Genomic DNA, 19,926 nt, shown 5'->3' on the forward strand with positions numbered 1-19,926 from the left:
AACTCACTGTCTGCTACATACGCCACACTCAAACTTGACATGCGTACTATTCGCCTGAAAATAACGCTGATTGTATTATTTCGCTCTCCTTTTGATGAATGATCTGACAGCCTGAACTAGGTAAAATATCCGCTGATGAAGGATATCAGATGATATTTAGCTAACACAGAGTGACCTGGGAGAATCATGATCGCTGAACTGTTTATAAATAATGCGTTTAATTTAACGGTAATTCTCAGCAGCTGTGCAGCGTTAGTCCTGATGAGCGTGTGGTTTCATCGTAGTGAAAAACACTGCAAAGGATTCATATTCCACGCAGCACAGTTTTTTGTTTATGCCATTATCATTGGTACGTTTGGCACTATTGCGAATAACGTCATCGATAGTTATAAGCTGAAATTTATCTCCCCAAGCGTGGTCGACTTTATCTGTACCTCGTTGATTGCGTTGATCCTGACGATAAAACTCTTTCTGGTCATCAACCAGTTTGAAAAAACGCAGATTAGTAAGGGCAGAGATATCACCAGTGCGAGGATCATGTCACGCATCATTAAGATTACGATCGTCGTCGCCATCATCTTGCTGTACGGTGAGCATTTCGGCATGAGCCTGTCAGGGCTGTTAACGTTCGGCGGCATCGGCGGTATCGCTGTCGGTATGGCAGGTAAAGATATCCTGAGCAATTTTTTCTCTGGCATTATGCTCTACTTCGACAGGCCGTTTAGCATCGGTGACTGGATCCGCTCTCCGGACCGAAATATCGAAGGTACGGTAACGGAAATCGGCTGGAGAATGACCAAAATAAACACCTTCGACCACCGTCCGTTATACGTGCCGAACTCAATTTTCTCTTCCATCAGTGTAGAAAACCCGGGGCGGATGAGTAATCGACGAATCAAAACGGTGATCGGGTTACGTTATGAAGATGCTGATAAAATTGGCGCAGTTGTCGAGTCGGTCAGAAAAATGTTGCAAAATCATCCCGGAATAGATCAAAAACAAACCCTGCTGGTCTATTTTAATGAATTTGCCGATTCATCGCTGAATATCATGGTGTATTGCTTCACGAAAACCACCGTGTGGCAGGAGTGGCTTGCTGTACAACAAGATGTGTACTTGAAAATTATTACAATAGTTCAGGAAAACGGTGCTGACTTTGCGTTCCCCAGTCAGACGTTGTATATGGATAACGCCGAGGCACAACCTTCTGCCCACTAACCAAAATCAAGACGCGGATACCCGCGTCTTTCATCTGTTCGCTGTCTGCTGAAAGCACAACATCACTGCCCCCGGGCGTCTGGCATCAGCTTCTTTGCCTGGCGACCGCGTGAATAACGTAACATCAGCCCCCAATGCTTTAGCAATCTTGATCGCCATGTGTCCCAGGCCACCCAACCCAACAACAGCGACTTTACTCCCCTGCCCAACCTGCCAGTGACGCAACGGCGACCATGTGGTGATACCGGCACACAACAACGGTGCAGCACCACGTAAGTCGATTCCTTCCGGCACCTTCACGACGAACAAAACTGTGCGGGACCAGATCTTCTTTCACCGCCAGCGCGGCATAACCCTTCACGTTCATGGCTATTTCGATCTCCTCAGAGATAAAGTGCACCTCAACCAGCATAGCTCAGGGCAACAGGTTGTACTCGGCGTCAGCGACCGGCTCCAGCCATTCATTCGATGCGCCTGCTACCGGGATTTCTACCGCAATATGGGCAAACCAGCTATCACGTGCAGCTCCGTGCCAGTGTTTCATTCCCGCCGGAATATGAACCACATCACCCGTTTTCAGTTCTCGCGCAGGTTGATTCCACGCTTGGTACCAGCCTCTGCCGCCAGTCACCAGCAGAATTTGACCGCCCTGATGATGAATGTGCCAAAAATTACGGCAGCCAGGTTCAAATGCAACGTTACCAATCACCACTCCTTCCATTGAAAGCATGGTCAGATAGCTGGTCCCGGTGAAGTACTTCGCATAGGCTTCATTTTTCTCTCCCCGGGGGAAGACGCTGTTGCCATCAAATTGTTCGTTCATCATGACTCCTGCTGGGGTATTAGCTAACGGAATTCCTTAAATACATTCATCAAGAACTGCACGGGCATTTTCTGCAATCTCAGCACCACAGTGCTGCTTAAGTAGCGCAGTAAACGCGATAAGTTGCTCAGGGCGGAACCCAACATTCAGGCTGATCGCGAAGTGACTTTTCAGTTGGCTGTTCACGCCGCCCAGTACGGCTAACGCAGAGACGGTTGCCAGTTCACGAGTCGGCCAGTCCAGCACATCGCGCTGAAAAATATCGCCAAACAGATGTGCTTTAAGCCAGGTATCAATGGCAGGGGCAAAATCAAACAGCGGACCGCTAACCGGCTGTCCAACCAGTTGGGTTTGCGTTTGGCTCCCCGCCAGCAGGCTGTTCCAGTCAACAGCTAACCCTGCATTAAGCGCTGACTCCAGCTTATCTGGCTGTCCTGTGGCAGTGAATGCTGCAATGGGGACAACTGCCAGTTGTCTGGCATTCAAATGATTTGACATGTTCGATTCTCCGGGGAGGCGACAGTCTCTGCCGCCGAATGCTGAAAACGCAAAAATTATAGAGGCTCAGCGTATCGACGATTAGAGGGTTAAATAAGGACAAACCTATGAAGACAAGTCATGAATAGCGCTATTCACAATGTGGCAGTACAGCGCTGTCCGTCACATCCACTTGCGGTGCATCCAATTTCACGGGCCAGCGACTCATATGCTGGATAAACTCGACACATGAAAGATATTTTTTACGGCAGCCGAAACGCTGAAGTTCAGAGAGGCTGCCGCAACACTCGGTCTGGCCACCCAACAAATAACCCGAGGTATTACTGAACTACAGATCCTGCGCGGGCAATTTTGTCATCCGGACTGATCTACGTATTACGCTACAATCTCGATTAAATTACCGTCGGGGTCCTGAATGACGGCCTCGTAATACCCGTCACCGGTGGTTCGCGGTCCGGAGACCAGGATGCCCTGTTCTTTTGCGCGTATAGCCAGAGCATCAACATGCCCCGCGCCACCAACAGAGAGAGCCAGATGCACCCATCCTGAAGTGTTATTGTCAGGTACAGGGTGGGTCAGTCCCGGTTTGGTCATTAACTCAATCGCAATGTCCTCACCAATGTTGACGAAATAAGATTCAAACCCGGGATTGGTTTTGCTGCAGTATTTTTCGTTTATCACACCATCAAAAAACGACACCCAGAACCGGGCTTGTCGTTCAAGATCCCGGGTCCATAAAGCCATGTGTGCAATTTTCATCGCGATCCTCTTATCGTTTACTCTGAACGGTACGCCCCCGTTAAGGGATATTGACATCCTGCATTATAATGCAGGATTATGCACGTTATTGCTCGATGTTTATTTTTATGGAGTTCTCATGCTCGATTACGCTGCATTCCCGGATCAACGCCAGGCGCTTATCTATCAGATCCTGCAGGAAAACGGCAGAGTGATCTGTACTGAACTGGCCGTCCGTTTGGGGGTGTCAGAACATACGATCCGCCGCGATTTACATGAGTTGTGTAAAGAAGGTGTTTGCAAGAAAGTCTATGGCGGGGCTGTCATTTCACTACCAGAGTCAGCTGACATCACAGTACGCAAGAATATTAATACCGCGAAAAAGAGCAGCATCGCGCAAAGATGTGCCCGGCTAGTGAAATCCGGAAGCTGTATTTTTATCGACACAGGAACAACCAACCTGGCAATGGCTGAAGCCCTTCCCGCTGAGCTGGCATTAACCGTCGTGACAAATTCACCTGATATTGCCGCCGTACTGCTGAAAAAACCGCTATTCGAGGTCATCATGTTAGGTGGGCCAGTGCAGCGATCGTCCGGTGGGTGCGTAGGTCCGACAGCCATTGCCCAGGTACAGGATATTTTATTTGATCAAGGTTTTATTGGTGGTTGTGCGATGGCACCGGAGTCCGGATTAACCGGGTTTGATTACGCCGATTGTGAGTTTAAAAAAGCGGTAATTAAGCAGTGTAACGAAACTATCGTCGCACTGACGGCGGATAAGATCCCTGCCGTCGCACGTTATGTTGTCACCGCCAGCAGTAACATTGATGTCATTGTCGTGGAGGAAAACATCAGCAAACAGTACGGCACCGCTTTTCAGGCGCATGACATCCGCATTTACACCGTATAACGGTGGCGCAGTCTTTTTACGTGTAAATTCAACGGAATATCACGGTGCTAAAAGTGGCGCCAGCCGTCAATGGGGTAATGGCTGACAGATAGTCCAGGCGAATTCTATGATGGTGTTCATGGCACTCCACAAGCAAGAATTCCTCTTTGTCTGCTGTGGTGCATGTCGTCACGGCCCTGGCATCAAAGTGTTCCCCGGAAGTCAGTTCAATGCGCAGCAAATAGTGATAAAGACAGGCAATCTCCAGATAGTCATGCAGATCGCAATCGACAGGATGATACTTTTCTGCCGCACACATAAATCCCCCCTTCCCTATGTCCACGCCGGTTCGGGAAATAGCTCACGCGACTTCCCGAACATGCGACGCTATTTCAGCGCTTCGATAGGTGCGCCAAAGTTGATATGCAGCACATTACCGTCGATTACCAGAGCGGGAACAGACTTCACTCCGATTCGCTCCGCCTCTGCAACGTGATCGGGTTGTTCTCCCAAATGAATAACCTCGATTTCCACATCCGGGGACAGATACTGTAGCAGTGTTTCTTCTGCGGAAACGCAAACCGGGCAACCAGCATGATAAAAACGGGCTTTGGTCATGATACCTCTCCTTTAAATTATAGTATCGAATCGATACTATAATTTATGCTACGCCAGTTTTATGCTTTGTCAATATAGTTTTTAGTCGATACTATATGCCGAGGAGGATTTTGTTATGCATGATATGTCGCTTTTTGACGTACTGGACCGACTGTCTGGTCTGACGCGGATGTGGTTTCGCCAGCATCCTTTACTGGCGGATCTTCAGCCAGTACAGCTCAGTGCGTTGATGTATCTCGCACGCTGTAACCGCTACTCCAATACGCCTCTCGCCGTGACGGACTACCTCGGTCTCACCAAAGGAACGGTGTCACAATCGCTAAAGTTGTTGGAATCAAAAGGACTGGTGGTACGCACGCAGGATGCCAGGGATAAGCGTAGCGTTCATCTGCAGCTCACCGAGTCGGCCAAAAATTTGCTGGATGCCCTGCTTCCCCCCTCATTTTTGATGACGGGCGAATCTGCGATGGGTGAACGCGCGGGTTTACTCAAGGAGCTACTCTTCGAACTTCTGCGGGGCATTCAGCGCACCAGTAATGTGCCGGGATTTGGTCTGTGCCAGAGCTGTCGGTTCCACCAAAAAGTAAATGGTCAGGGATTTTGTAATTTAACGAAAGAACCGTTGAGCGAGGATGATTCGATGTTAATTTGTCGGGAGCATCAGCCCCCGGACGTATGATCTTCTCTGTTATAGTGTCTTCATGTGGCCGGGTTGCCGCTTTCCAGGATAACCACTCGCTACAGGCATTTGACACGGCGATATTACGGTAGCCGCGTTCCCACGCCATATCGTCAACAATTTCTGCGGATTACGTATGTTGCAGGTGGTTCAGATCCCGTAGCATCCGCTTGAGACATTTGACTTTATTTTTATCGCGTATTGCCGCTGAAAACTTACTGAGCTGAAAAAACGTTTTGTCACCAAAACCATCAATGACTTTGAAACAATATTCCTGACGCGTGGCATCCCAGGCGTAGACGATATTTTTACAATGCAGGGAGTTAATAATGACACCGGTACTGACAAACCACGCTAAAAAAACATTCAACTTCTGCAATTTGCTGGCATCAAGTTCTTTGTTCAGGGCAAGCTGATAAAGCGTTTGCGCGATGTGACCATGCTCATCACATTCCTTAACCGTGAGTTGCCCTATTCCTTTATTTGTTTCAACAAGTCCTTCAATTTTTTGCATATAAAATGCGTCGGTTTGGTGACTCAACTTACATTCTTTGATGTCCCGAAAGACCTCACGTAGCTTGCTTTTATATTTCGCAATGCCTGGAATCACGATTTTGACCAGCAGTTTACTATCCTGTGGATGCTGGAAGACGTAGCGATCGTTACCTCGTGCCAGCAAGTCTTCATCTTTCAATATAAGTATTTGTTTCATAATATTTTTTATTTTTACCCTACGTGAAATGGAGTTGCCTCAACGAAGAGTTGTCTCAGCCAAAAAATATTGTGTATCTGTCTATTTCAATGGTTGTTAAACAAATAGCGTATTCATCCAATAAATAACTTTTGTAGTGACGTACTGAAGCAAAGTAACGGTGGATGTGCAGCAGGTTGAACGCCAGGAGATACTGTTGGAGAAATCCACGCCAGCTTTGTTTTTTTGATGTTGTTAACGAAGGTAAACAGCGGAAGGTATTCAACTAAGCTTCATTCACCGTGACCTATGGTGCTGCCACCAGAGGCCGCTCGCGAATGGATGAGGCCGGATGTTGGAGGGGAAAGAAGCCGAGGACATTGCAGACGATGGTTTCGTGCCCGTTACAGAATTGATATGACAGGGCGTAAGACGTACAGGCAAGAATGTAAAAATTAGGGAGCCAAACTACGTTGCGTCAGATACCCAGATTAAACACTGCAAGGGAAAATCACTATGGATATCTTTCATACTAACTCCCAACAAATTGATTAAAAATCCACAGCAATACAATGATCATTATTTTCACATAAACCCAAAATCATTAACAATTCAGAGAGACGGTATCTGCCCATACTTCAACACTGTTCAAGAAATATAGATGACTCACTATGATGTTTATGCTCACCCTGTAGGTAATTTTTATACATCGTTGCAACATCAACACCGTAGATAACCGCTACCTGCGTTCTCTCCGCTGTGCGCCAGAAAACGACACCCGGACAATTAAAATTGAAACTCCTGCACGCCACAAATTTATCGTTCAGATGCCGGAATCGTTTGTACAGAGTTGGTATTTCGACGTCAATAATGAGAATAACCCTGTAGCGAGTCACATTCATCGCTAACAATCTTCCGGTCGGTCCCCACTGTTCACAGGCCAGATTTGGCCGGAACCCCTTGTGCAGTACGAGGTTAAGGTACCAATGATTCAGGCGGAAACACTCTGCCGGCGCAGATGCCTGATCCCCAAAAGCATTGGTCCCAGAAGCGCAAAAGAGAAAACCAGAATAATCAGCTCAGGAAGCCAGAATGTAGAAATAATTATTAATACTATAATTTCCCAGTTGTGCAATTTTCCCGGTTTTTCGTACGTCATCAAGACATAAAATGTTGCAAAAAGACACAAAGCAAAAAGTGCGTAACAAATAGTAATCAAAAACATTCATAATCCTTTGTTTATAATCTAGTAACTGCACTTACAAGTCAGAGCATGTCAACCCTGCGAAATATACAGCTTTTCCCTGCTGTTTAGTAGTCCCTTGAAACACCAGGAAATAGATGTCCGCGCAGAGAAGAAACAGGTTTAAGTATGTGTCTGGCACGGATACTAACGTTACGATAACTGGGCTCTGGTCAGGTTACTATGCCGATTACATAAGGCTTCTCTGGAGAAAATCCCGATGATTCAACAGGTAATGGCGTCACTGTAGGTAGTGGGAATTTCTTACAAAGTACCAACAAAGTTAATTCTAAGCCACATGCAATCCATATTGGTTTTTACACTGCAAATAACCATAGTCACAATCTGATAACCTGGCCAGATACCATCAGTAGCTTAATCAGACTAAAATCTAACCACATACATAAACACATGACATAATATTAATAAACATTAATTCATTGAGATTATGGCAATCATCGGCCATATCAGGGCCATGCCCCCCGGCAGTTTCGAATACCTTGCTCGCCAGTTAACGGCCCTTAAGTACTGTCGCCATGGTTGCACGGCTGTTTTTTCTTCAAATATAACATCAGATTATGCAGGTTAATATAGCTGACCGTTCTTTGTTGGGTTCCGACAATATTTTCCTCATCCACAATGCACAAGCTTATTGCCCCGTTGCTTTCAGTCCCATTTCATATTTTGCACCACAACTCTAATTATTAAACCTTATTTTCGACAAGCACCGACAGTGTTTTTTATTGAAGAATACCATTTCATTAAGTTTAAATGACGGTATAAATCGAAATCTGCAGTATGAATAATTCATTAGATATATTTTTATCATTATTTCTAATGAGGTTGATACTGATTGTCTGGAGATGCTGGCGCTGAAGTCAGCGCCAGTTCTGGTTTTGAAGTGGTTAACGAAGGTTAACAGGAGGACGTACGCAATTAGTGCTTAACAATATACATAGTGCGACTGTATGCCACATCCTCTGGGTTGGTAATCGGATACCCTTTCAGCCACGGTTTAATTAAACGTCCGTTGGTGTACTGATAAATCGGCGCAATAGGTGCCTGTTCCATCAGAATTTTCTCCGCAGCGTTATAATCAGCATTCCGCGCTTTCTCTGTATTTTCCAGAGTAGCCTGGGTCAACACTTTATCGTATGCCGGATTATTAAAGCGGGAGATATTGCCCGTATGGGTCGATGTTAATAATGACAGGAACGTAGAAGGCTCATTGTAGTCGCCCACCCAGGAGGCACGGATAACATCAAAGTTGCCGGTATTACGACTATCAATATAGGTTTTCCACTCCTGGTTCTGTAGCCTCACATCCACGCCAAGATTTTTCTTCCACATGGAAGCCACAGCAATAGCAATCTTCTGATGGTTTTCAGAGGTGTTGTACAGCAGTGTGAGTTTAAGCGGTTTCTGCGGACCATAGCCCGCGGCACGCAGCAGCGTTTTCGCCTGGGCATTAAGCTCTTCCTGACTCATTTGTTCAAACGGAGAAGGTTCCGGGATAAATCCTGCCGTCACATCCGGCGTAAAGTGCCAGGCGGGTTTTTCGCCAGTTCCTAATACTTTCTCCGCCATCAGACGACGATCGATAGTCATACTGAGCGCCAGACGCACGCGTGAATCGGCAGTCGGCCCTTTTTGCGTGTTAAATGCATAGTAATAAGTACCAAGCTGCGGCGGCGTATACACCTGGCCCGGAATATCCTTCAATAGCTTCTGATACATATTTTTCGGGAAGGACTCAGTAATATCAATATCGCCAGCAAGATAGCGTTTGGTCGCAGCAGACTCCTGGTTAATCGGCAGGAAAGTCACTTTTTGCAGCACCGTTTTGGCGTTGTCCCAATAATGTGTATTCGGCACAACTTCCAGTTTCTCGTTAACCACACGGTCTTTCAGCACATAGGCACCGTTACCGATAAGGTTGCCTGGCTTCGTCCACTCTTTACCGCTTTCGACATTGGTTTTTTGGACAGGATAAAACGCAAAGCTCGCTGTCAGGTTGGCAAACCAGGGTAGCGGTTTGTCCAACTGCACTTTGAAGGTATGCGCATCCACCGCGCTGACACCTAACTTATCGGGCGCGGCTTTGCCATCGATGATCGCCTGGGCATTGTTGATCCCTGCTAGCGCGGCAAACCAGGCAAACGGCGATAGTGTTTTCGGGTCAACCAGACGCTGCCAACTGTAGACAAAATCCTGTGCCGTTACCGGCGTGCCATCGGCCCATTGCGCATTATTGCGCAACGTAAACGTCCAGATACGGTTATCATTACTCTTCCACTGTGTGGCGACACCGGGAATAATCTCACCCTTTTCATTCTGGTTGACCAGCCCTTCGAATAAATCGCGAATAACCTGAATTTCTGGAAGCCCAACGGCTTTTGCCGGATCGAGTGACGCTGGCTCATCTTTTATATGACGCACCAGTTCTTGCTTTTCTGCCAGTACCGTCCCGCTGGGAACATCAGCAGCCCAGGATAATGAAATGCTGCTAACCAACAGCGCACAACAGGTTACTGAAACAGAATGCTGCATAAGATACCCTCAATTCCGGCTACTAAGTGAATGTGTAATTATTTGTATCGCCAGCAGGAAATGCAATTAACTTCCGACAGGAAAGTGATATTACACCTGAAAAGATAAGTGTGTGAAAACGATTTGATTATCCATACATTTTGCACAACACTGCGAGTAACTATCCCAGCATTCAGAGATGACTATGACCGTTACCCGCCCCCGTGCCGAGCGCGGCGCATTTCCGCCAGGAACCGAACATTACGGACGTTCACTATTGGGCGCGCCGCTAATCTGGTTCCCGGCACCGGCAGCCGATCGTGAAAGCGGCCTGATACTGGCGGGAACGCACGGCGACGAAAACTCCTCGGTCGTTACCCTTTCCTGCGCATTGCGTACGCTTAACCCCTCCCTGCGTCGCCATCATGTGGTGCTGGCGGTAAACCCTGACGGTTGCCAGTTGGGTCTGCGTGCAAATGCAAACGGCGTGGATCTTAACCGTAACTTTCCGGCGGCAAACTGGAAATCCGGTGAAACGGTATATCGCTGGAACAGCAGCGCAGAAGAGCGTGATGTGGTGTTATTGACTGGCGATCATCCGGGATCTGAGCCTGAGACCCAGGCACTATGCCAACTTATTCACCTCATTCATCCTGCATGGGTAGTTTCTTTCCACGATCCGCTGGCCTGTATTGAAGATCCCAGACACAGCGAATTAGGCGCGTGGCTGGCGCAGTCGTTCGAATTGCCGCTGGTAACCAGCGTCGGTTATGAAACGCCGGGCTCTTTTGGTAGCTGGTGCGCCGATCTAAACCTACATTGCATTACTGCAGAATTTCCGCCCATTTCATCGGATGAAGCGAGCGAAAAATACCTGCTGGCAATGTCTAATCTTTTGCGCTGGCATCCTTGAGATGAAGCTGTCCGGTTGTAAAATGCAAGGCAGGCTCCACGTCTCGGGCCAGCCACGTTGGGCCATCCAGATCGGCAAAGTTGACCTGTGGCGTAAGCGGCAATGCAGCGCCGATCGCCCTTGATGTACACAACATACAGCCCAGCATGAGTGCAAATCCCTGCTCGCGGGCTTCGGTCGCCAGCGCCAGCGCCTCCGTCAGTCCGCCTGTCTTATCCAGTTTGATATTGACCATTTCATAGCGTCCATGCAGCGCTTTCAGACTGCTGCGGGTATGGCAGCTTTCATCTGCACAGACAGGCAGCGGATGCACGAAATTCTCCAGCGCGGCATCATCATTAGCCGGCAGAGGCTGCTCCAGCATCGCAACGCCTAAATCCGCCATTAACTGGCAGCGTGCGGCCAGCCCTTCAGCACGCCAGGATTCATTAGCATCAACAATGATTGTCGCCTCAGGCACAGCCGCCCGGATCGCAACCATCCTTTCGCTGATTAAGTGTGCATCCAGTTTGACTTTCAGCAATCTGGCACCGTTATCCCATAGCGCAGTCGCGCTCGCCGCCATCTGCTCCGGCGTGCCGATCACGACGGTTTGCGCGGTCGTTACTGTTGCATCCAGTTCAGTACCAACGTAGTCGGCCAGAGACTGTTGTTGCTGACGCGCATTGAGATCCCAAAGCGCACAGTCAACGGCATTACGCGCCGCCCCCGCGGGCAGCAATGCCTGCAGCGCTTCACGCGTCACACCGTGTTCCAGTTGCGGCACAACACTCATGATTTGAGCCAGTACCGACGCATCGCTTTCGCCATAGCGAGGATAAGGCGTACATTCTCCAACGCCCTTTACACCATTCTCTTCCAGTTCAACCACCACCACATGCGCTTCGGTCCTGCTCCCGCGGGCAATCACAAAGGGAGTGTGTAACGGCCAGGCTTCCTCATACACCTTAACTGATCTCATTTGTTTTCCTTAATGCAGTCCCTGAAGCGGATATCCGCAAATAGCGTTTGCCGTGTTAACTGCTGATGGCATAAACTAGCCTTGACGTTAACTATATGTAAACAGGAAGATAACCATGTCACAAACCGTTCATTTCCAGGGCAACCCGGTTGCAGTTGCCGGCTCTATTCCTCAGGCTGGAAGCAAAGCCCAGGCTTTTACCCTTGTGGCTAAAGACCTGTCTGACGTTACGCTGGGCCAGTTCGCAGGCAAGCGCAAAGTGCTGAATATTTTCCCAAGCATCGATACCGGCGTGTGCGCGGCATCAGTACGTAAGTTTAACCAACTGGCGACAGAAATCGACAACACCGTCGTACTGTGCATTTCAGCCGATCTGCCATTCGCCCATTCTCGTTTTTGCGGCGCGGAAGGTCTGAGCAACGTTATCACGCTGTCCACCCTGCGTAACGCTGAATTCCTGAAAAACTACGGCGTTGAAATTGCCGAAGGTCCGCTGAAAGGTCTGGCTGCTCGTGCCGTTGTCGTTATCGACGAAAATGACAACATCGTGTTCAGCCAACTGGTCAATGAAATTACCAACGAGCCTGACTATGATGCAGCGTTGGCCGTGCTGAAAGCCTAAGTTGCCCTGAATACAAAAATGCCTCCGGATGGAGGCATTTTTATTTGCATCATTACTCTTCGTTTTTTTTCTGCTGACTCAAACCATACTCGCGTAACTTATTGGCAATCGCGGTATGTGAAACCCCCAGGCGTTTAGCCAGTTTACGCGTGCTGGGATAATTCATATAAAGCTGCGTCAACACGGAACGTTCAAAGCGGCTGGTGATCTCATCCAGCGACCCTTCCATCACCTCTTCTCCGACGGCAACTGTCGCTGCATCATAATCCGGCAATAAGATATCCTGCGGACGCAGTTCATAGCCCTCAAGCTGAGTTAACGCCCGATAGATAGCATTTTTAAGCTGACGCACATTGCCCGGCCAGCCGTAGCGGGTGAGCACCGTGCTGAGATCGGCAGACAACTTCGGACGCGGTACACCCTGCTCATCGGCAAAACGCGCCACAAACAGCTCTGTGAGTGGCATAATATCTTGTGGGCAATCGCGTAGCGGCGGCAGATTAAGCGTCAGGACATTCAGACGATAATAGAGATCTTCGCGGAAAAGACCTTTCTGCACCAGTTCCACCAGGTTCTTTTGCGTCGCGCAGATTACACGAACATCAACATGAACTTCATGATCTTCACCCACGCGACGGAACGTCCCGTCATTGAGGAAGCGCAGCAATTTCGTCTGCATGCGCGGCGACATTTCGCCAATCTCATCCAACAACACTGAACCGCCATTCGCCTGCTCGAAGAACCCTTTTTTACCTTCCGGGGCGTGACCAAACAGTTCGCTTTCTACCGCATCTTCAGGAATAGACGCGCAGTTCAGCGCCAGATAAGGTTTTGACGCACGTGGGCTCGCCAGATGGCAGGCATGCGCAAAGAGATCTTTGCCCGTACCGGTATTCCCGGTGATCAGCAGCGGCGCACTCAGCGTCGCCAACTTGCGCGCCTGTTCAACAACGTGTTTCATTTTGGCGCTTACGGCAATAATCTGGCTGAATGCGCTCAGATCCTGGGTGGTCATGTTTTGCAATTGACGGCCCATGCGGAGGGTAGAACGCAACATGACAACGGCACCGGTCAGCATTTGCTCCTGATTTTCGCCCTGCAAATGGACCGGCGTAATTTCCATCAGGAAGTTCTGTCCGTTAATTACCACATGTTCACTATGGGAATCCTGCGGATTACTTTCCAGCCAGCGCTGGAAGTTAAACCCATTAATGAGCTGTGCCGCCGTGTGGTTGCGCATCCGCTCCTGGGGATGGGCAAAAAGCTGGCAACTTGCCGGGTTTGCCATCTCCACTTTGCTTTTCATATCCAGAGAAAGAACGGGTTCAGGCAATGCTTCAAGCAACGCGCTAAGCGCCAGATGTTCGCGTTCGGAAGGCATCCAGGGCACGGTACGGACGTCCGTTACCCCTGCGATGCGGCGGATTTCAGCCATCAGGCTGCTGAAGTTAGTGAACTCCAGCTCCGCAAAATTAAGGTAAATTCGCCCGATGGGGTCAATCTCGATACCGCGTAAATCAATGCTTCTCAGCACCAGTAAATCGAGCAATTCGCGGGTCAGACCAAGACGGTCTTCACAAAAGACTTCCAAACGCATAGGAACCTTCACCTGGACAAGGGATTATGTATTAAATGATAAGCCAGTATTGGGTTAGCAGGAAGGACTCTGTCAACAAATATTGACAGCACGCTGGAAAATTGGGCGCCGGGGCGTAAAGTTATACGATCGGCACCCGTATTTACTCAACTTTCGCGCGGGGATTTGTTCTTTTGTAAGGTCTCTTTCACCTGACCGATCAACTGACGGCGGAAATCCCCCAGTCGCGGTTTATCATCATCAATCCACGGTAATGGACGGCACAGCTCCATCGCTTTAATCCCCAGACGCGCTGTTAACAAGCCCGCGCCAATACCCTGCGCGGCACGCGTGGATAACCGGGCCGCTAAATCCTGCGACATCCAGTCCATCCCCACTTCCCGCACCAACTCGCTGGCCCCGGCAAAAGCGATATTTAACAGTACCAGACGAAACAGGCGCAGGCGGCTGTAATAGCCGAGTTCGATGCCATACAGCGTAGCTATACGGTTAATCAACCGCAGATTTCGCCAGGCAATAAACGCCATATCCACCAACGCTAACGGGCTGACGGCAATCATCAGCGTGGATTCCGCCGCAGAACGACTGATCTCACGTCGTGCTTGCGCATCCAGCACTGGCTGCACCAGGTGGGCATACAGGCTCACAACTTCCCGATCATTCTGCGTTTCATGGATAGAGGCATACCAGCGTTGTAGCGCAGGATGAGACTGATCGATACCCGCCTGCTGCGCCAGCTTTTCACAAAATGCGCGGCCTTTTCCGGTTCCATGGCTGTGGAGCAGATCACGCGCTTCATCACGCTCGTGTGCGCGTTGACGCAAACGCCACAGCCGACGCCACTCGGTTGCCACCGACCCAACGCCTGCGCCAATAATCAGCGCACCCGCAGCACAGCCCCCCAGCGCGACCCAGTCCTGAGTCTGCCAGGCGTTCATGGTCCACTGCACACCCTGAGCGACAACGCTTACGCCAAACAGTGCCAGCCCGCCCATCACCATCTTGCGCCACAGACTGCGTTTAGGGCGAAGGGCCGCATCAACAACGGCTTCTGCCTGACCTTCGTCTTCCAGTGGTTCATCCACTGTCGCCGGAGAAAAAGTCTGCGCCTCCGTATCGTTGAACATTTGCTGTGCTTTAAATGCCGTGTTTGGTTCCACTTCCAGTGGACCTGAGAAATCGATACGCGGTTTTAACGGCTCGCTCATCGCAATTTATCTCCTATTAAAAACTCCAGCGCGGCATCCAGGCGAATATGCGGTAAGGGTTTATCTACATCCATGACCTGCGGGCGAAAGGCTTCAAACTGGAAACCCTGGCGATCCCAAAAAGCCTGGCCCGGTAAACGCGCAGGGACTTCTCCCGGATAGACGGTCAACGGCTCGCCGTCGCTCAGGCGATTGCCGCGCAACGCGGGGATCTTCTCGCCCTTCACATCAATCAGGCCGCTGGTGGTTGCCTGCACCGATGCCAGTCCCAGACAGTCCATACTGATGCCTTCAAACGCAGCATTTTGCCAGGCGTCCTGAATCAATTGCTGCAACAACGACACCATATTGGCATGTTGATCGACCGTAACGTGGTCGGCCTTGGTGGCAGCGAACAGCAACTTATCGATTACCGGCGAGAACAACCGGCGGAACAACGTGCGCTGACCATAATGAAAACTTTGCATCAGTTGTGTCAGCGCCAGTCGCATATCGTTAAACGCCTGTGGTCCGCTGTTAAGCGGTTGCAGGCAATCGACCAGCACAATTTGGCGATCAAAGCGCAGGAAGTGATTCTTGTAGAACCCTTTCACGACCTTTTCGCAGTAGTAATTAAACCTGTCGCGTAACATACCTGCGTTGGTATGTTTATCCGCCTGTGCCAGTTTTGACTCACCAAAAGCATCAACATCCGGCCACGGGAAAAATTGCAGCGCAGGTGCGCCAGCCATGTCCCCCGGCAGCACAAAGCGCCCGGGCTGAATGAAATGCAATCCCTGCTGTTTGCACTGATGCAGATAATCTGTCCACGCCGCGGCGATTTCCGCCAGACGGTTTTCGTCAGCAGGCGCCAGCGGGTCAAGCCCCTCGCATAGCTGCCGCCATCTGGCCGACCATTCACCTCGCTGGCCCTGCAATAATCCGGTCATTTGCCGTGACCAGCCAAGGTAATCCTGGGCCAGCATCGGTAAATCGAGCAGCCACTCCCCCGGATAATCGACGATCTCCAGGTACAACGTGGACGTATCTTTAAAGTGACGCAGCAAAGAATCGTTGGATTTGTAGCGCAACGCCAGGCGAATTTCACTGACGCCACGCGTTGGCGTCGGCCAGGTTGGCGGAGAGCCATAAAGCTGCGCCAGTCCCTCATCATAGGTAAAGCGCGGAATACCAAAATCGCGCTGAGGAACCCGCTTTACGCCAAGCAGACGCTCTTCACGCACACAACTGAGCAACGGCAGGCGCGCACCGGCATGAATATTGAGTAACTGGTTTACCATTGCGGTAATAAACGCTGTTTTACCGCTGCGGCTAAGTCCGGTGACAGCCAGGCGCAGATGCCGATCTACGCCGCGATTAACCAGCGAGTTGAGTTCATTTTTAAGTCGCTTCATCGCCATCCCGTTATGCTGAAGGAACCGAAGAAATTATAACAAACAGGGAGCAAACATAAGGTTTAATACTGAGTTATCAACTCCCTGAAAGAAATCAGGCGACATCATTCATGTCGCCTTTAGCCAAAAGAAAGCATGCGGATTATTTATTCTCTACTTTAGGAAGATGAATCCCGCTAATACCGCCTTCGTTGGTTACCTGTGTATAGCCCATCCCGGTCAGCATATCTTTTGCCATCCCGGATTGACGACCTGAGTTGCAATACAACTTCACGGTGTCGGTCTTATCAGGGACTTCTGCCGCAATTCGTGCCTGCAAATCCTTTAAAGGGATGTTGATGGCCCCCTGAAGGTGTTCCTGCTGATATTGTTCAGGAACACGAACATCAATCCAGTGCTCGGCCGCAAATACCGGCATCCCGATGACCAGCGCTAGTGCGAATACTCCTTTTTTCAACATAGTATCGTTCCGTTAAATGATGGAAAGTCACCTAACACTATATACTTGATCTTAAGGAAATATTGCGAGCATGCTATCACTGGCCGTAGCGTTGGGAAATTTTCCTGGCAACCTTGCTCAATAATGGCTCCAGTACCAACACCAGCAACATTTTTAACGGACGGCGGGCCACTGATTTCACCGCCCACCCCGCAACACCTGCGGGGCCGTAGCGAAGCGCAGTCAAAAGTACCAGCTTGCCTGCTATTTTAAAGCCCGGCTTAACCCTTTGCCCGGCACGTTGCCAGCGATTATTCATTTCAATCCTCACAATTGACGGAAACGACTGCGCAATGTGAAGGTGTCCGATGTCACATAACGCTCCATTTCACGCAAACGCTTTTCACTCGCGGCCAGTTCACGATCGACGGAATCTAGCAGTTCCCCGCTTGATGGCTGTTGGTCGCCGGATACGACGTTGTCCGGCATTGGGTCCAGCACAAACGTCAACACGATATAGGCAACTACGGTGAAAAAGGCCAGACCAAAAAAGACTGACAGTACCACCAGGATCCTTACCAGCTTCACGGGGACATCAAGATAGTGCGCAATACCAGCACAGACCCCTTTAACCATGCCCTGCTGCGGGATACGCCACAGCTTTTTGTTCAGGTTAACGCCCCCCATTAGCGGTCCCTCCAGTTTGGATGTTCGGCATCAAGGATATCTTCCAACGCCTGAATACGTTCACGCATACGCTGTGCATCATTGTTGAGCTCTACCAGACGTTGCTGATCGCTTTGCGACAGTTCACCACGGCTGGAACGGTTGCTGTAATGCAGCCACAGCCAGATCGGCAAAACGAACAGCACAAAGATAGTTAACGGAATGGCCAGAAATAGCGCGCTCATGAGTACTCCTTACAGGTGATGAGCGGCGGCGCGTTCGGGCGCCGCCAGTAGTTATTATTGCTTGTCTTGCTGCATTTTGGCTTTAAGCTGCGCCAGCTGCTCGCTGATTTCATCATCTGCTTTCAGGTCAGCAAATTGCTGATCCAGAGATTTTTGCTTACCGAAGTTATGGCTTTCGGCTTCCGCTTCCATCTGATCAATACGGCGCTCAAAAGATTCAAAGCGGGCCATTGCTTCATCCAGTTTGCCGCTATCCAACTGACGACGGACATCACGAGAAGAACTCGCCGCCTGATGACGCAACATCAATGCCTGCTGACGAGCCCGGGTTTCACTGAGTTTATTTTCCAGCTCACCAATCTCTTTTTTCATCCGCGCCAGCGTATCGTCAACCAGCGTCACTTCATGCTCCAGAGAGGCAATTAAATCGGTCAGTTTCTGCTTTTCAATTAATGCAGAACGCGCCAGATCTTCTTTCTCTTTACGCAGCGCCAGCTCAGCTTTTTCTTGCCACTCCGCCTGCTGCGCACTGGCCTGTTCAATCCGGCGGGACAGCTGTTTTTTTTCTGCCAGTGCACGCGCTGAGTTAGATCGAACCTCAACCAGCGTGTCTTCCATTTCCTGAATCATCAACCGCACCAGTTTCTGCGGATCTTCGGCCTTTTCCAGCAACGCATTAATATTGGCGTTCACGATGTCGGCAAAACGAGAAAAAATACCCATAATGTAATCCTCACTTACTGTTCTGATATCGGGCAATGCCCTGCTGCTTCCATAATGCACTTGTCGTGCCAACTTTTTTATATTATTGATTTTGAAGATAATATCTAATTTTACCTGACGAGATAATTAGGGTAAATTGGTGAATAACACTAACAAATGGTGAATTTCATCATGGCAGGATACAAAGATACTCTTCTGGGGGAAGCAAACAGCTTCATTGAAGTGCTGGAACAAGTCTCCCATCTGGCCCCCCTGGAAAAACCCGTGCTCGTTATCGGTGAGCGTGGCACAGGAAAAGAGTTAATCGCCAACCGTCTGCACTACCTTTCCACTCGTTGGCAAGGACCGTTTATTTCTCTTAATTGTGCGGCGCTGAACGAAAATTTACTCGATTCCGAACTCTTCGGCCATGAAGCTGGCGCTTTTACCGGAGCGCAAAAACGCCATCCTGGCCGCTTCGAGCGCGCCGACGGCGGCACACTTTTTCTTGATGAACTGGCAACCGCACCGATGTTGGTACAGGAGAAATTGCTGCGCGTTATTGAGTATGGAGAGCTCGAGCGCGTAGGCGGTAGCCAGCCGCTGCAGGTTAACGTGCGCCTGGTCTGTGCCACCAATGCCGACTTACCGAGAATGGTCAGTGAAGGTACTTTCCGCGCAGACCTGTTGGATAGACTGGCCTTTGATGTCGTGCAACTTCCACCTTTACGGGAGCGTAAAAGCGACATCATGTTGATGGCCGAACATTTTGCGATTCAAATGTGCCGCGAGATTGGATTACCGCTGTTTCCCGGTTTTAGCACACAAGCCAGAGAAACACTTCTCCACTATCGCTGGCCGGGCAATATCCGCGAATTGAAAAACGTTGTTGAACGCTCGGTATACCGACATGGTACCAGCGATTATCCGCTGGACGAGGTAGTGATAGATCCGTTTAAGCGCCACACTACAGACGTTCAGCAGCAGGAAACCCACTCTACAGCGGCAACGTTACCGCTGGATCTGCGCGCATTCCAGCAACAGCAAGAAAAGACGTTTCTGCAAACCAGCCTACAACAGGCAAAATTTAACCAGAAAAAGGCCGCCGAACTGCTTGGGCTGACGTACCATCAGCTCCGCGCGTTGCTTAAAAAACACCAGATTTAGCGATGCATTACCAACCGTTAAGCGCCTTCATGTGCAAAATCCTCCACAAAGCACATTGAAATAGTACCGTTTAACGGTTCCCACAT

23 protein-coding genes and 2 pseudogenes are annotated in these 19,926 nt (G+C 49.6%); 7 read left to right on the forward strand and 18 right to left on the reverse strand.

The window, feature by feature from the left end:
- The first annotated feature begins 186 nt into the window (after positions 1-186).
- Positions 187-1,218, forward strand: a complete 1,032-nt coding sequence (locus AL515_RS13520; RefSeq protein WP_048211537.1) for a mechanosensitive ion channel family protein — start codon at positions 187-189, stop codon at positions 1,216-1,218.
- A 22-nt stretch (positions 1,219-1,240) separates the two neighbouring features.
- On the opposite strand, the pseudogene AL515_RS23825 reads toward AL515_RS13520, so the two are convergent.
- From AL515_RS23825 to AL515_RS13540, 4 genes and pseudogenes are all read right to left on the reverse strand, one after another.
- Positions 1,241-1,524, reverse strand: a pseudogene (locus AL515_RS23825) (zinc-binding dehydrogenase); the annotation flags it as partial.
- A gap of 109 nt (positions 1,525-1,633) precedes the next feature.
- Positions 1,634-2,041 carry a cupin domain-containing protein gene (locus AL515_RS13530; RefSeq protein ID WP_048211535.1) on the reverse strand — a complete coding sequence of 136 codons (408 nt, stop codon included), beginning with the start codon at positions 2,039-2,041 and terminating at the stop codon, positions 1,634-1,636.
- Between the two features lie 36 nt (positions 2,042-2,077).
- Positions 2,078-2,539: a carboxymuconolactone decarboxylase family protein gene (locus AL515_RS13535; protein ID WP_061067986.1), complete on the reverse strand. Its 462-nt coding sequence runs from the start codon at positions 2,537-2,539 to the stop codon at positions 2,078-2,080.
- 375 nt (positions 2,540-2,914) lie between these two features.
- Entirely contained in the window at positions 2,915-3,298 is a 384-nt protein-coding gene (locus tag AL515_RS13540; RefSeq protein WP_048211533.1) for a VOC family protein, read from the reverse strand.
- A 118-nt stretch (positions 3,299-3,416) separates the two neighbouring features.
- Between AL515_RS13540 and AL515_RS13545 the strand changes: the two genes are divergently transcribed.
- Positions 3,417-4,187 (forward strand): DeoR/GlpR family DNA-binding transcription regulator, encoded by a 771-nt coding sequence (locus AL515_RS13545; RefSeq protein ID WP_061067987.1) that lies wholly within the window; start codon positions 3,417-3,419, stop codon positions 4,185-4,187.
- A gap of 28 nt (positions 4,188-4,215) precedes the next feature.
- Here the strand turns inward: AL515_RS13545 and AL515_RS13550 are convergent, their stop codons facing one another.
- The gene (locus tag AL515_RS13550; protein ID WP_061067988.1) at positions 4,216-4,485 is read right to left on the reverse strand and encodes a Rho-binding antiterminator; all 270 of its coding nucleotides are present in this window, start codon (positions 4,483-4,485) and stop codon (positions 4,216-4,218) included.
- Between the two features lie 68 nt (positions 4,486-4,553).
- Positions 4,554-4,784: a glutaredoxin domain-containing protein gene (locus AL515_RS13555; RefSeq protein WP_048211530.1), complete on the reverse strand. Its 231-nt coding sequence runs from the start codon at positions 4,782-4,784 to the stop codon at positions 4,554-4,556.
- Positions 4,785-4,899: 115 nt separating this feature from the next.
- Here AL515_RS13555 and AL515_RS13560 point away from each other — a divergent pair, with 115 nt between their 5' ends.
- The gene (locus AL515_RS13560; protein ID WP_048211529.1) at positions 4,900-5,463 is read left to right on the forward strand and encodes a MarR family winged helix-turn-helix transcriptional regulator; all 564 of its coding nucleotides are present in this window, start codon (positions 4,900-4,902) and stop codon (positions 5,461-5,463) included.
- Between the two features lie 130 nt (positions 5,464-5,593).
- Here AL515_RS13560 and AL515_RS13565 read toward each other — a convergent pair whose 3' ends face one another.
- Positions 5,594-6,175, reverse strand: coding sequence for a YrbL family protein (locus AL515_RS13565; protein WP_048211528.1), 582 nt, complete (start codon positions 6,173-6,175; stop codon positions 5,594-5,596).
- 285 nt (positions 6,176-6,460) lie between these two features.
- On the opposite strand from AL515_RS13565, the pseudogene AL515_RS23830 reads away from it, so the two are divergent.
- Positions 6,461-6,572, forward strand: a pseudogene (locus AL515_RS23830) (SOS response-associated peptidase); the annotation flags it as partial.
- A 573-nt stretch (positions 6,573-7,145) separates the two neighbouring features.
- Here the strand turns inward: AL515_RS23830 and AL515_RS13580 are convergent.
- Both AL515_RS13580 and mppA read right to left on the reverse strand, forming a co-directional pair.
- Complete coding sequence (locus AL515_RS13580) at positions 7,146-7,379, reverse strand: hypothetical protein (RefSeq protein WP_048211527.1); 234 nt, start codon at positions 7,377-7,379, stop codon at positions 7,146-7,148.
- Between the two features lie 954 nt (positions 7,380-8,333).
- The gene (mppA, locus tag AL515_RS13585) at positions 8,334-9,947 is read right to left on the reverse strand and encodes a murein tripeptide ABC transporter substrate-binding protein MppA (protein ID WP_061067990.1); all 1,614 of its coding nucleotides are present in this window, start codon (positions 9,945-9,947) and stop codon (positions 8,334-8,336) included.
- Between the two features lie 184 nt (positions 9,948-10,131).
- Between mppA and mpaA the strand changes: the two genes are divergently transcribed.
- On the forward strand, positions 10,132-10,839 hold the full coding sequence (gene mpaA, locus AL515_RS13590) for a murein tripeptide amidase MpaA (RefSeq protein ID WP_061067991.1): 708 nt from the start codon (positions 10,132-10,134) through the stop codon (positions 10,837-10,839).
- Here the strand turns inward: mpaA and ycjG are convergent.
- Positions 10,814-11,800: an L-Ala-D/L-Glu epimerase gene (ycjG, locus tag AL515_RS13595; RefSeq protein ID WP_061067992.1), complete on the reverse strand. Its 987-nt coding sequence runs from the start codon at positions 11,798-11,800 to the stop codon at positions 10,814-10,816. The two genes, mpaA and ycjG, sit on opposite strands and share 26 nt — an antisense overlap.
- A 115-nt stretch (positions 11,801-11,915) precedes the next feature.
- On the opposite strand from ycjG, the gene tpx reads away from it, so the two are divergent.
- Positions 11,916-12,422 (forward strand): thiol peroxidase, encoded by a 507-nt coding sequence (gene tpx, locus AL515_RS13600; RefSeq protein ID WP_040230898.1) that lies wholly within the window; start codon positions 11,916-11,918, stop codon positions 12,420-12,422.
- Between the two features lie 52 nt (positions 12,423-12,474).
- Here the strand turns inward: tpx and tyrR are convergent, their stop codons facing one another.
- From tyrR to pspA, 8 genes are all read right to left on the reverse strand, one after another.
- Positions 12,475-14,019 (reverse strand): transcriptional regulator TyrR, encoded by a 1,545-nt coding sequence (tyrR, locus tag AL515_RS13605; protein ID WP_061067993.1) that lies wholly within the window; start codon positions 14,017-14,019, stop codon positions 12,475-12,477.
- 146 nt (positions 14,020-14,165) lie between these two features.
- Positions 14,166-15,227, reverse strand: a complete 1,062-nt coding sequence (locus AL515_RS13610; RefSeq protein ID WP_061067994.1) for a YcjF family protein — start codon at positions 15,225-15,227, stop codon at positions 14,166-14,168.
- A complete protein-coding gene (locus AL515_RS13615) occupies positions 15,224-16,621 on the reverse strand; it encodes a YcjX family protein (RefSeq protein ID WP_048212579.1) in 1,398 nt (465 codons plus the stop codon). Before AL515_RS13615 ends, AL515_RS13610 begins: the two co-directional genes overlap by 4 nt.
- A 142-nt stretch (positions 16,622-16,763) precedes the next feature.
- Positions 16,764-17,081, reverse strand: a complete 318-nt coding sequence (gene pspE, locus AL515_RS13620; protein WP_048211521.1) for a thiosulfate sulfurtransferase PspE — start codon at positions 17,079-17,081, stop codon at positions 16,764-16,766.
- Between the two features lie 76 nt (positions 17,082-17,157).
- A complete protein-coding gene (pspD, locus tag AL515_RS13625) occupies positions 17,158-17,379 on the reverse strand; it encodes a phage shock protein PspD (protein ID WP_040230893.1) in 222 nt (73 codons plus the stop codon).
- Between the two features lie 8 nt (positions 17,380-17,387).
- Complete coding sequence (gene pspC / locus AL515_RS13630) at positions 17,388-17,747, reverse strand: envelope stress response membrane protein PspC (protein WP_048211520.1); 360 nt, start codon at positions 17,745-17,747, stop codon at positions 17,388-17,390.
- Entirely contained in the window at positions 17,747-17,971 is a 225-nt protein-coding gene (gene pspB, locus AL515_RS13635) for an envelope stress response membrane protein PspB (RefSeq protein WP_048211519.1), read from the reverse strand. The genes pspC and pspB overlap by 1 nt, the downstream gene beginning before the upstream one ends.
- Positions 17,972-18,025: 54 nt before the next feature.
- The gene (pspA, locus tag AL515_RS13640; protein WP_003020532.1) at positions 18,026-18,694 is read right to left on the reverse strand and encodes a phage shock protein PspA; all 669 of its coding nucleotides are present in this window, start codon (positions 18,692-18,694) and stop codon (positions 18,026-18,028) included.
- Between the two features lie 156 nt (positions 18,695-18,850).
- On the opposite strand from pspA, the gene pspF reads away from it, so the two are divergent.
- Positions 18,851-19,840: a phage shock protein operon transcriptional activator gene (pspF, locus tag AL515_RS13645; protein WP_161958607.1), complete on the forward strand. Its 990-nt coding sequence runs from the start codon at positions 18,851-18,853 to the stop codon at positions 19,838-19,840.
- The last annotated feature ends 86 nt before the right edge of the window (positions 19,841-19,926 follow it).

This window comes from Citrobacter sp. FDAARGOS_156 (genome assembly GCF_001559235.2).
GTDB classification, from domain to species: Bacteria; Pseudomonadota; Gammaproteobacteria; order Enterobacterales; family Enterobacteriaceae; genus Citrobacter; species Citrobacter youngae.

Excerpts from the sequence above, each read along its gene's own strand:
- AL515_RS13520 (WP_048211537.1), top strand. The coding sequence starts at position 187 with ATGATCGCTGAACTGTTTATAAATAATGCGTTTAATTTAACGGTAATT.
- AL515_RS13530 (WP_048211535.1), bottom strand. The coding sequence starts at position 2,041 with ATGAACGAACAATTTGATGGCAACAGCGTCTTCCCCCGGGGAGAGAAA.
- AL515_RS13535 (WP_061067986.1), bottom strand. The coding sequence starts at position 2,539 with ATGTCAAATCATTTGAATGCCAGACAACTGGCAGTTGTCCCCATTGCA.
- AL515_RS13540 (WP_048211533.1), bottom strand. The coding sequence starts at position 3,298 with ATGAAAATTGCACACATGGCTTTATGGACCCGGGATCTTGAACGACAA.
- AL515_RS13545 (WP_061067987.1), top strand. The coding sequence starts at position 3,417 with ATGCTCGATTACGCTGCATTCCCGGATCAACGCCAGGCGCTTATCTAT.
- AL515_RS13550 (WP_061067988.1), bottom strand. The coding sequence starts at position 4,485 with ATGTGTGCGGCAGAAAAGTATCATCCTGTCGATTGCGATCTGCATGAC.
- AL515_RS13555 (WP_048211530.1), bottom strand. The coding sequence starts at position 4,784 with ATGACCAAAGCCCGTTTTTATCATGCTGGTTGCCCGGTTTGCGTTTCC.
- AL515_RS13560 (WP_048211529.1), top strand. The coding sequence starts at position 4,900 with ATGCATGATATGTCGCTTTTTGACGTACTGGACCGACTGTCTGGTCTG.
- AL515_RS13565 (WP_048211528.1), bottom strand. The coding sequence starts at position 6,175 with ATGAAACAAATACTTATATTGAAAGATGAAGACTTGCTGGCACGAGGT.
- AL515_RS13580 (WP_048211527.1), bottom strand. The coding sequence starts at position 7,379 with ATGTTTTTGATTACTATTTGTTACGCACTTTTTGCTTTGTGTCTTTTT.
- mppA (WP_061067990.1), bottom strand. The coding sequence starts at position 9,947 with ATGCAGCATTCTGTTTCAGTAACCTGTTGTGCGCTGTTGGTTAGCAGC.
- mpaA (WP_061067991.1), top strand. The coding sequence starts at position 10,132 with ATGACCGTTACCCGCCCCCGTGCCGAGCGCGGCGCATTTCCGCCAGGA.
- ycjG (WP_061067992.1), bottom strand. The coding sequence starts at position 11,800 with ATGAGATCAGTTAAGGTGTATGAGGAAGCCTGGCCGTTACACACTCCC.
- tpx (WP_040230898.1), top strand. The coding sequence starts at position 11,916 with ATGTCACAAACCGTTCATTTCCAGGGCAACCCGGTTGCAGTTGCCGGC.
- tyrR (WP_061067993.1), bottom strand. The coding sequence starts at position 14,019 with ATGCGTTTGGAAGTCTTTTGTGAAGACCGTCTTGGTCTGACCCGCGAA.
- AL515_RS13610 (WP_061067994.1), bottom strand. The coding sequence starts at position 15,227 with ATGAGCGAGCCGTTAAAACCGCGTATCGATTTCTCAGGTCCACTGGAA.
- AL515_RS13615 (WP_048212579.1), bottom strand. The coding sequence starts at position 16,621 with ATGAAGCGACTTAAAAATGAACTCAACTCGCTGGTTAATCGCGGCGTA.
- pspE (WP_048211521.1), bottom strand. The coding sequence starts at position 17,081 with ATGTTGAAAAAAGGAGTATTCGCACTAGCGCTGGTCATCGGGATGCCG.
- pspD (WP_040230893.1), bottom strand. The coding sequence starts at position 17,379 with ATGAATAATCGCTGGCAACGTGCCGGGCAAAGGGTTAAGCCGGGCTTT.
- pspC (WP_048211520.1), bottom strand. The coding sequence starts at position 17,747 with ATGGGGGGCGTTAACCTGAACAAAAAGCTGTGGCGTATCCCGCAGCAG.
- pspB (WP_048211519.1), bottom strand. The coding sequence starts at position 17,971 with ATGAGCGCGCTATTTCTGGCCATTCCGTTAACTATCTTTGTGCTGTTC.
- pspA (WP_003020532.1), bottom strand. The coding sequence starts at position 18,694 with ATGGGTATTTTTTCTCGTTTTGCCGACATCGTGAACGCCAATATTAAT.
- pspF (WP_161958607.1), top strand. The coding sequence starts at position 18,851 with ATGGTGAATTTCATCATGGCAGGATACAAAGATACTCTTCTGGGGGAA.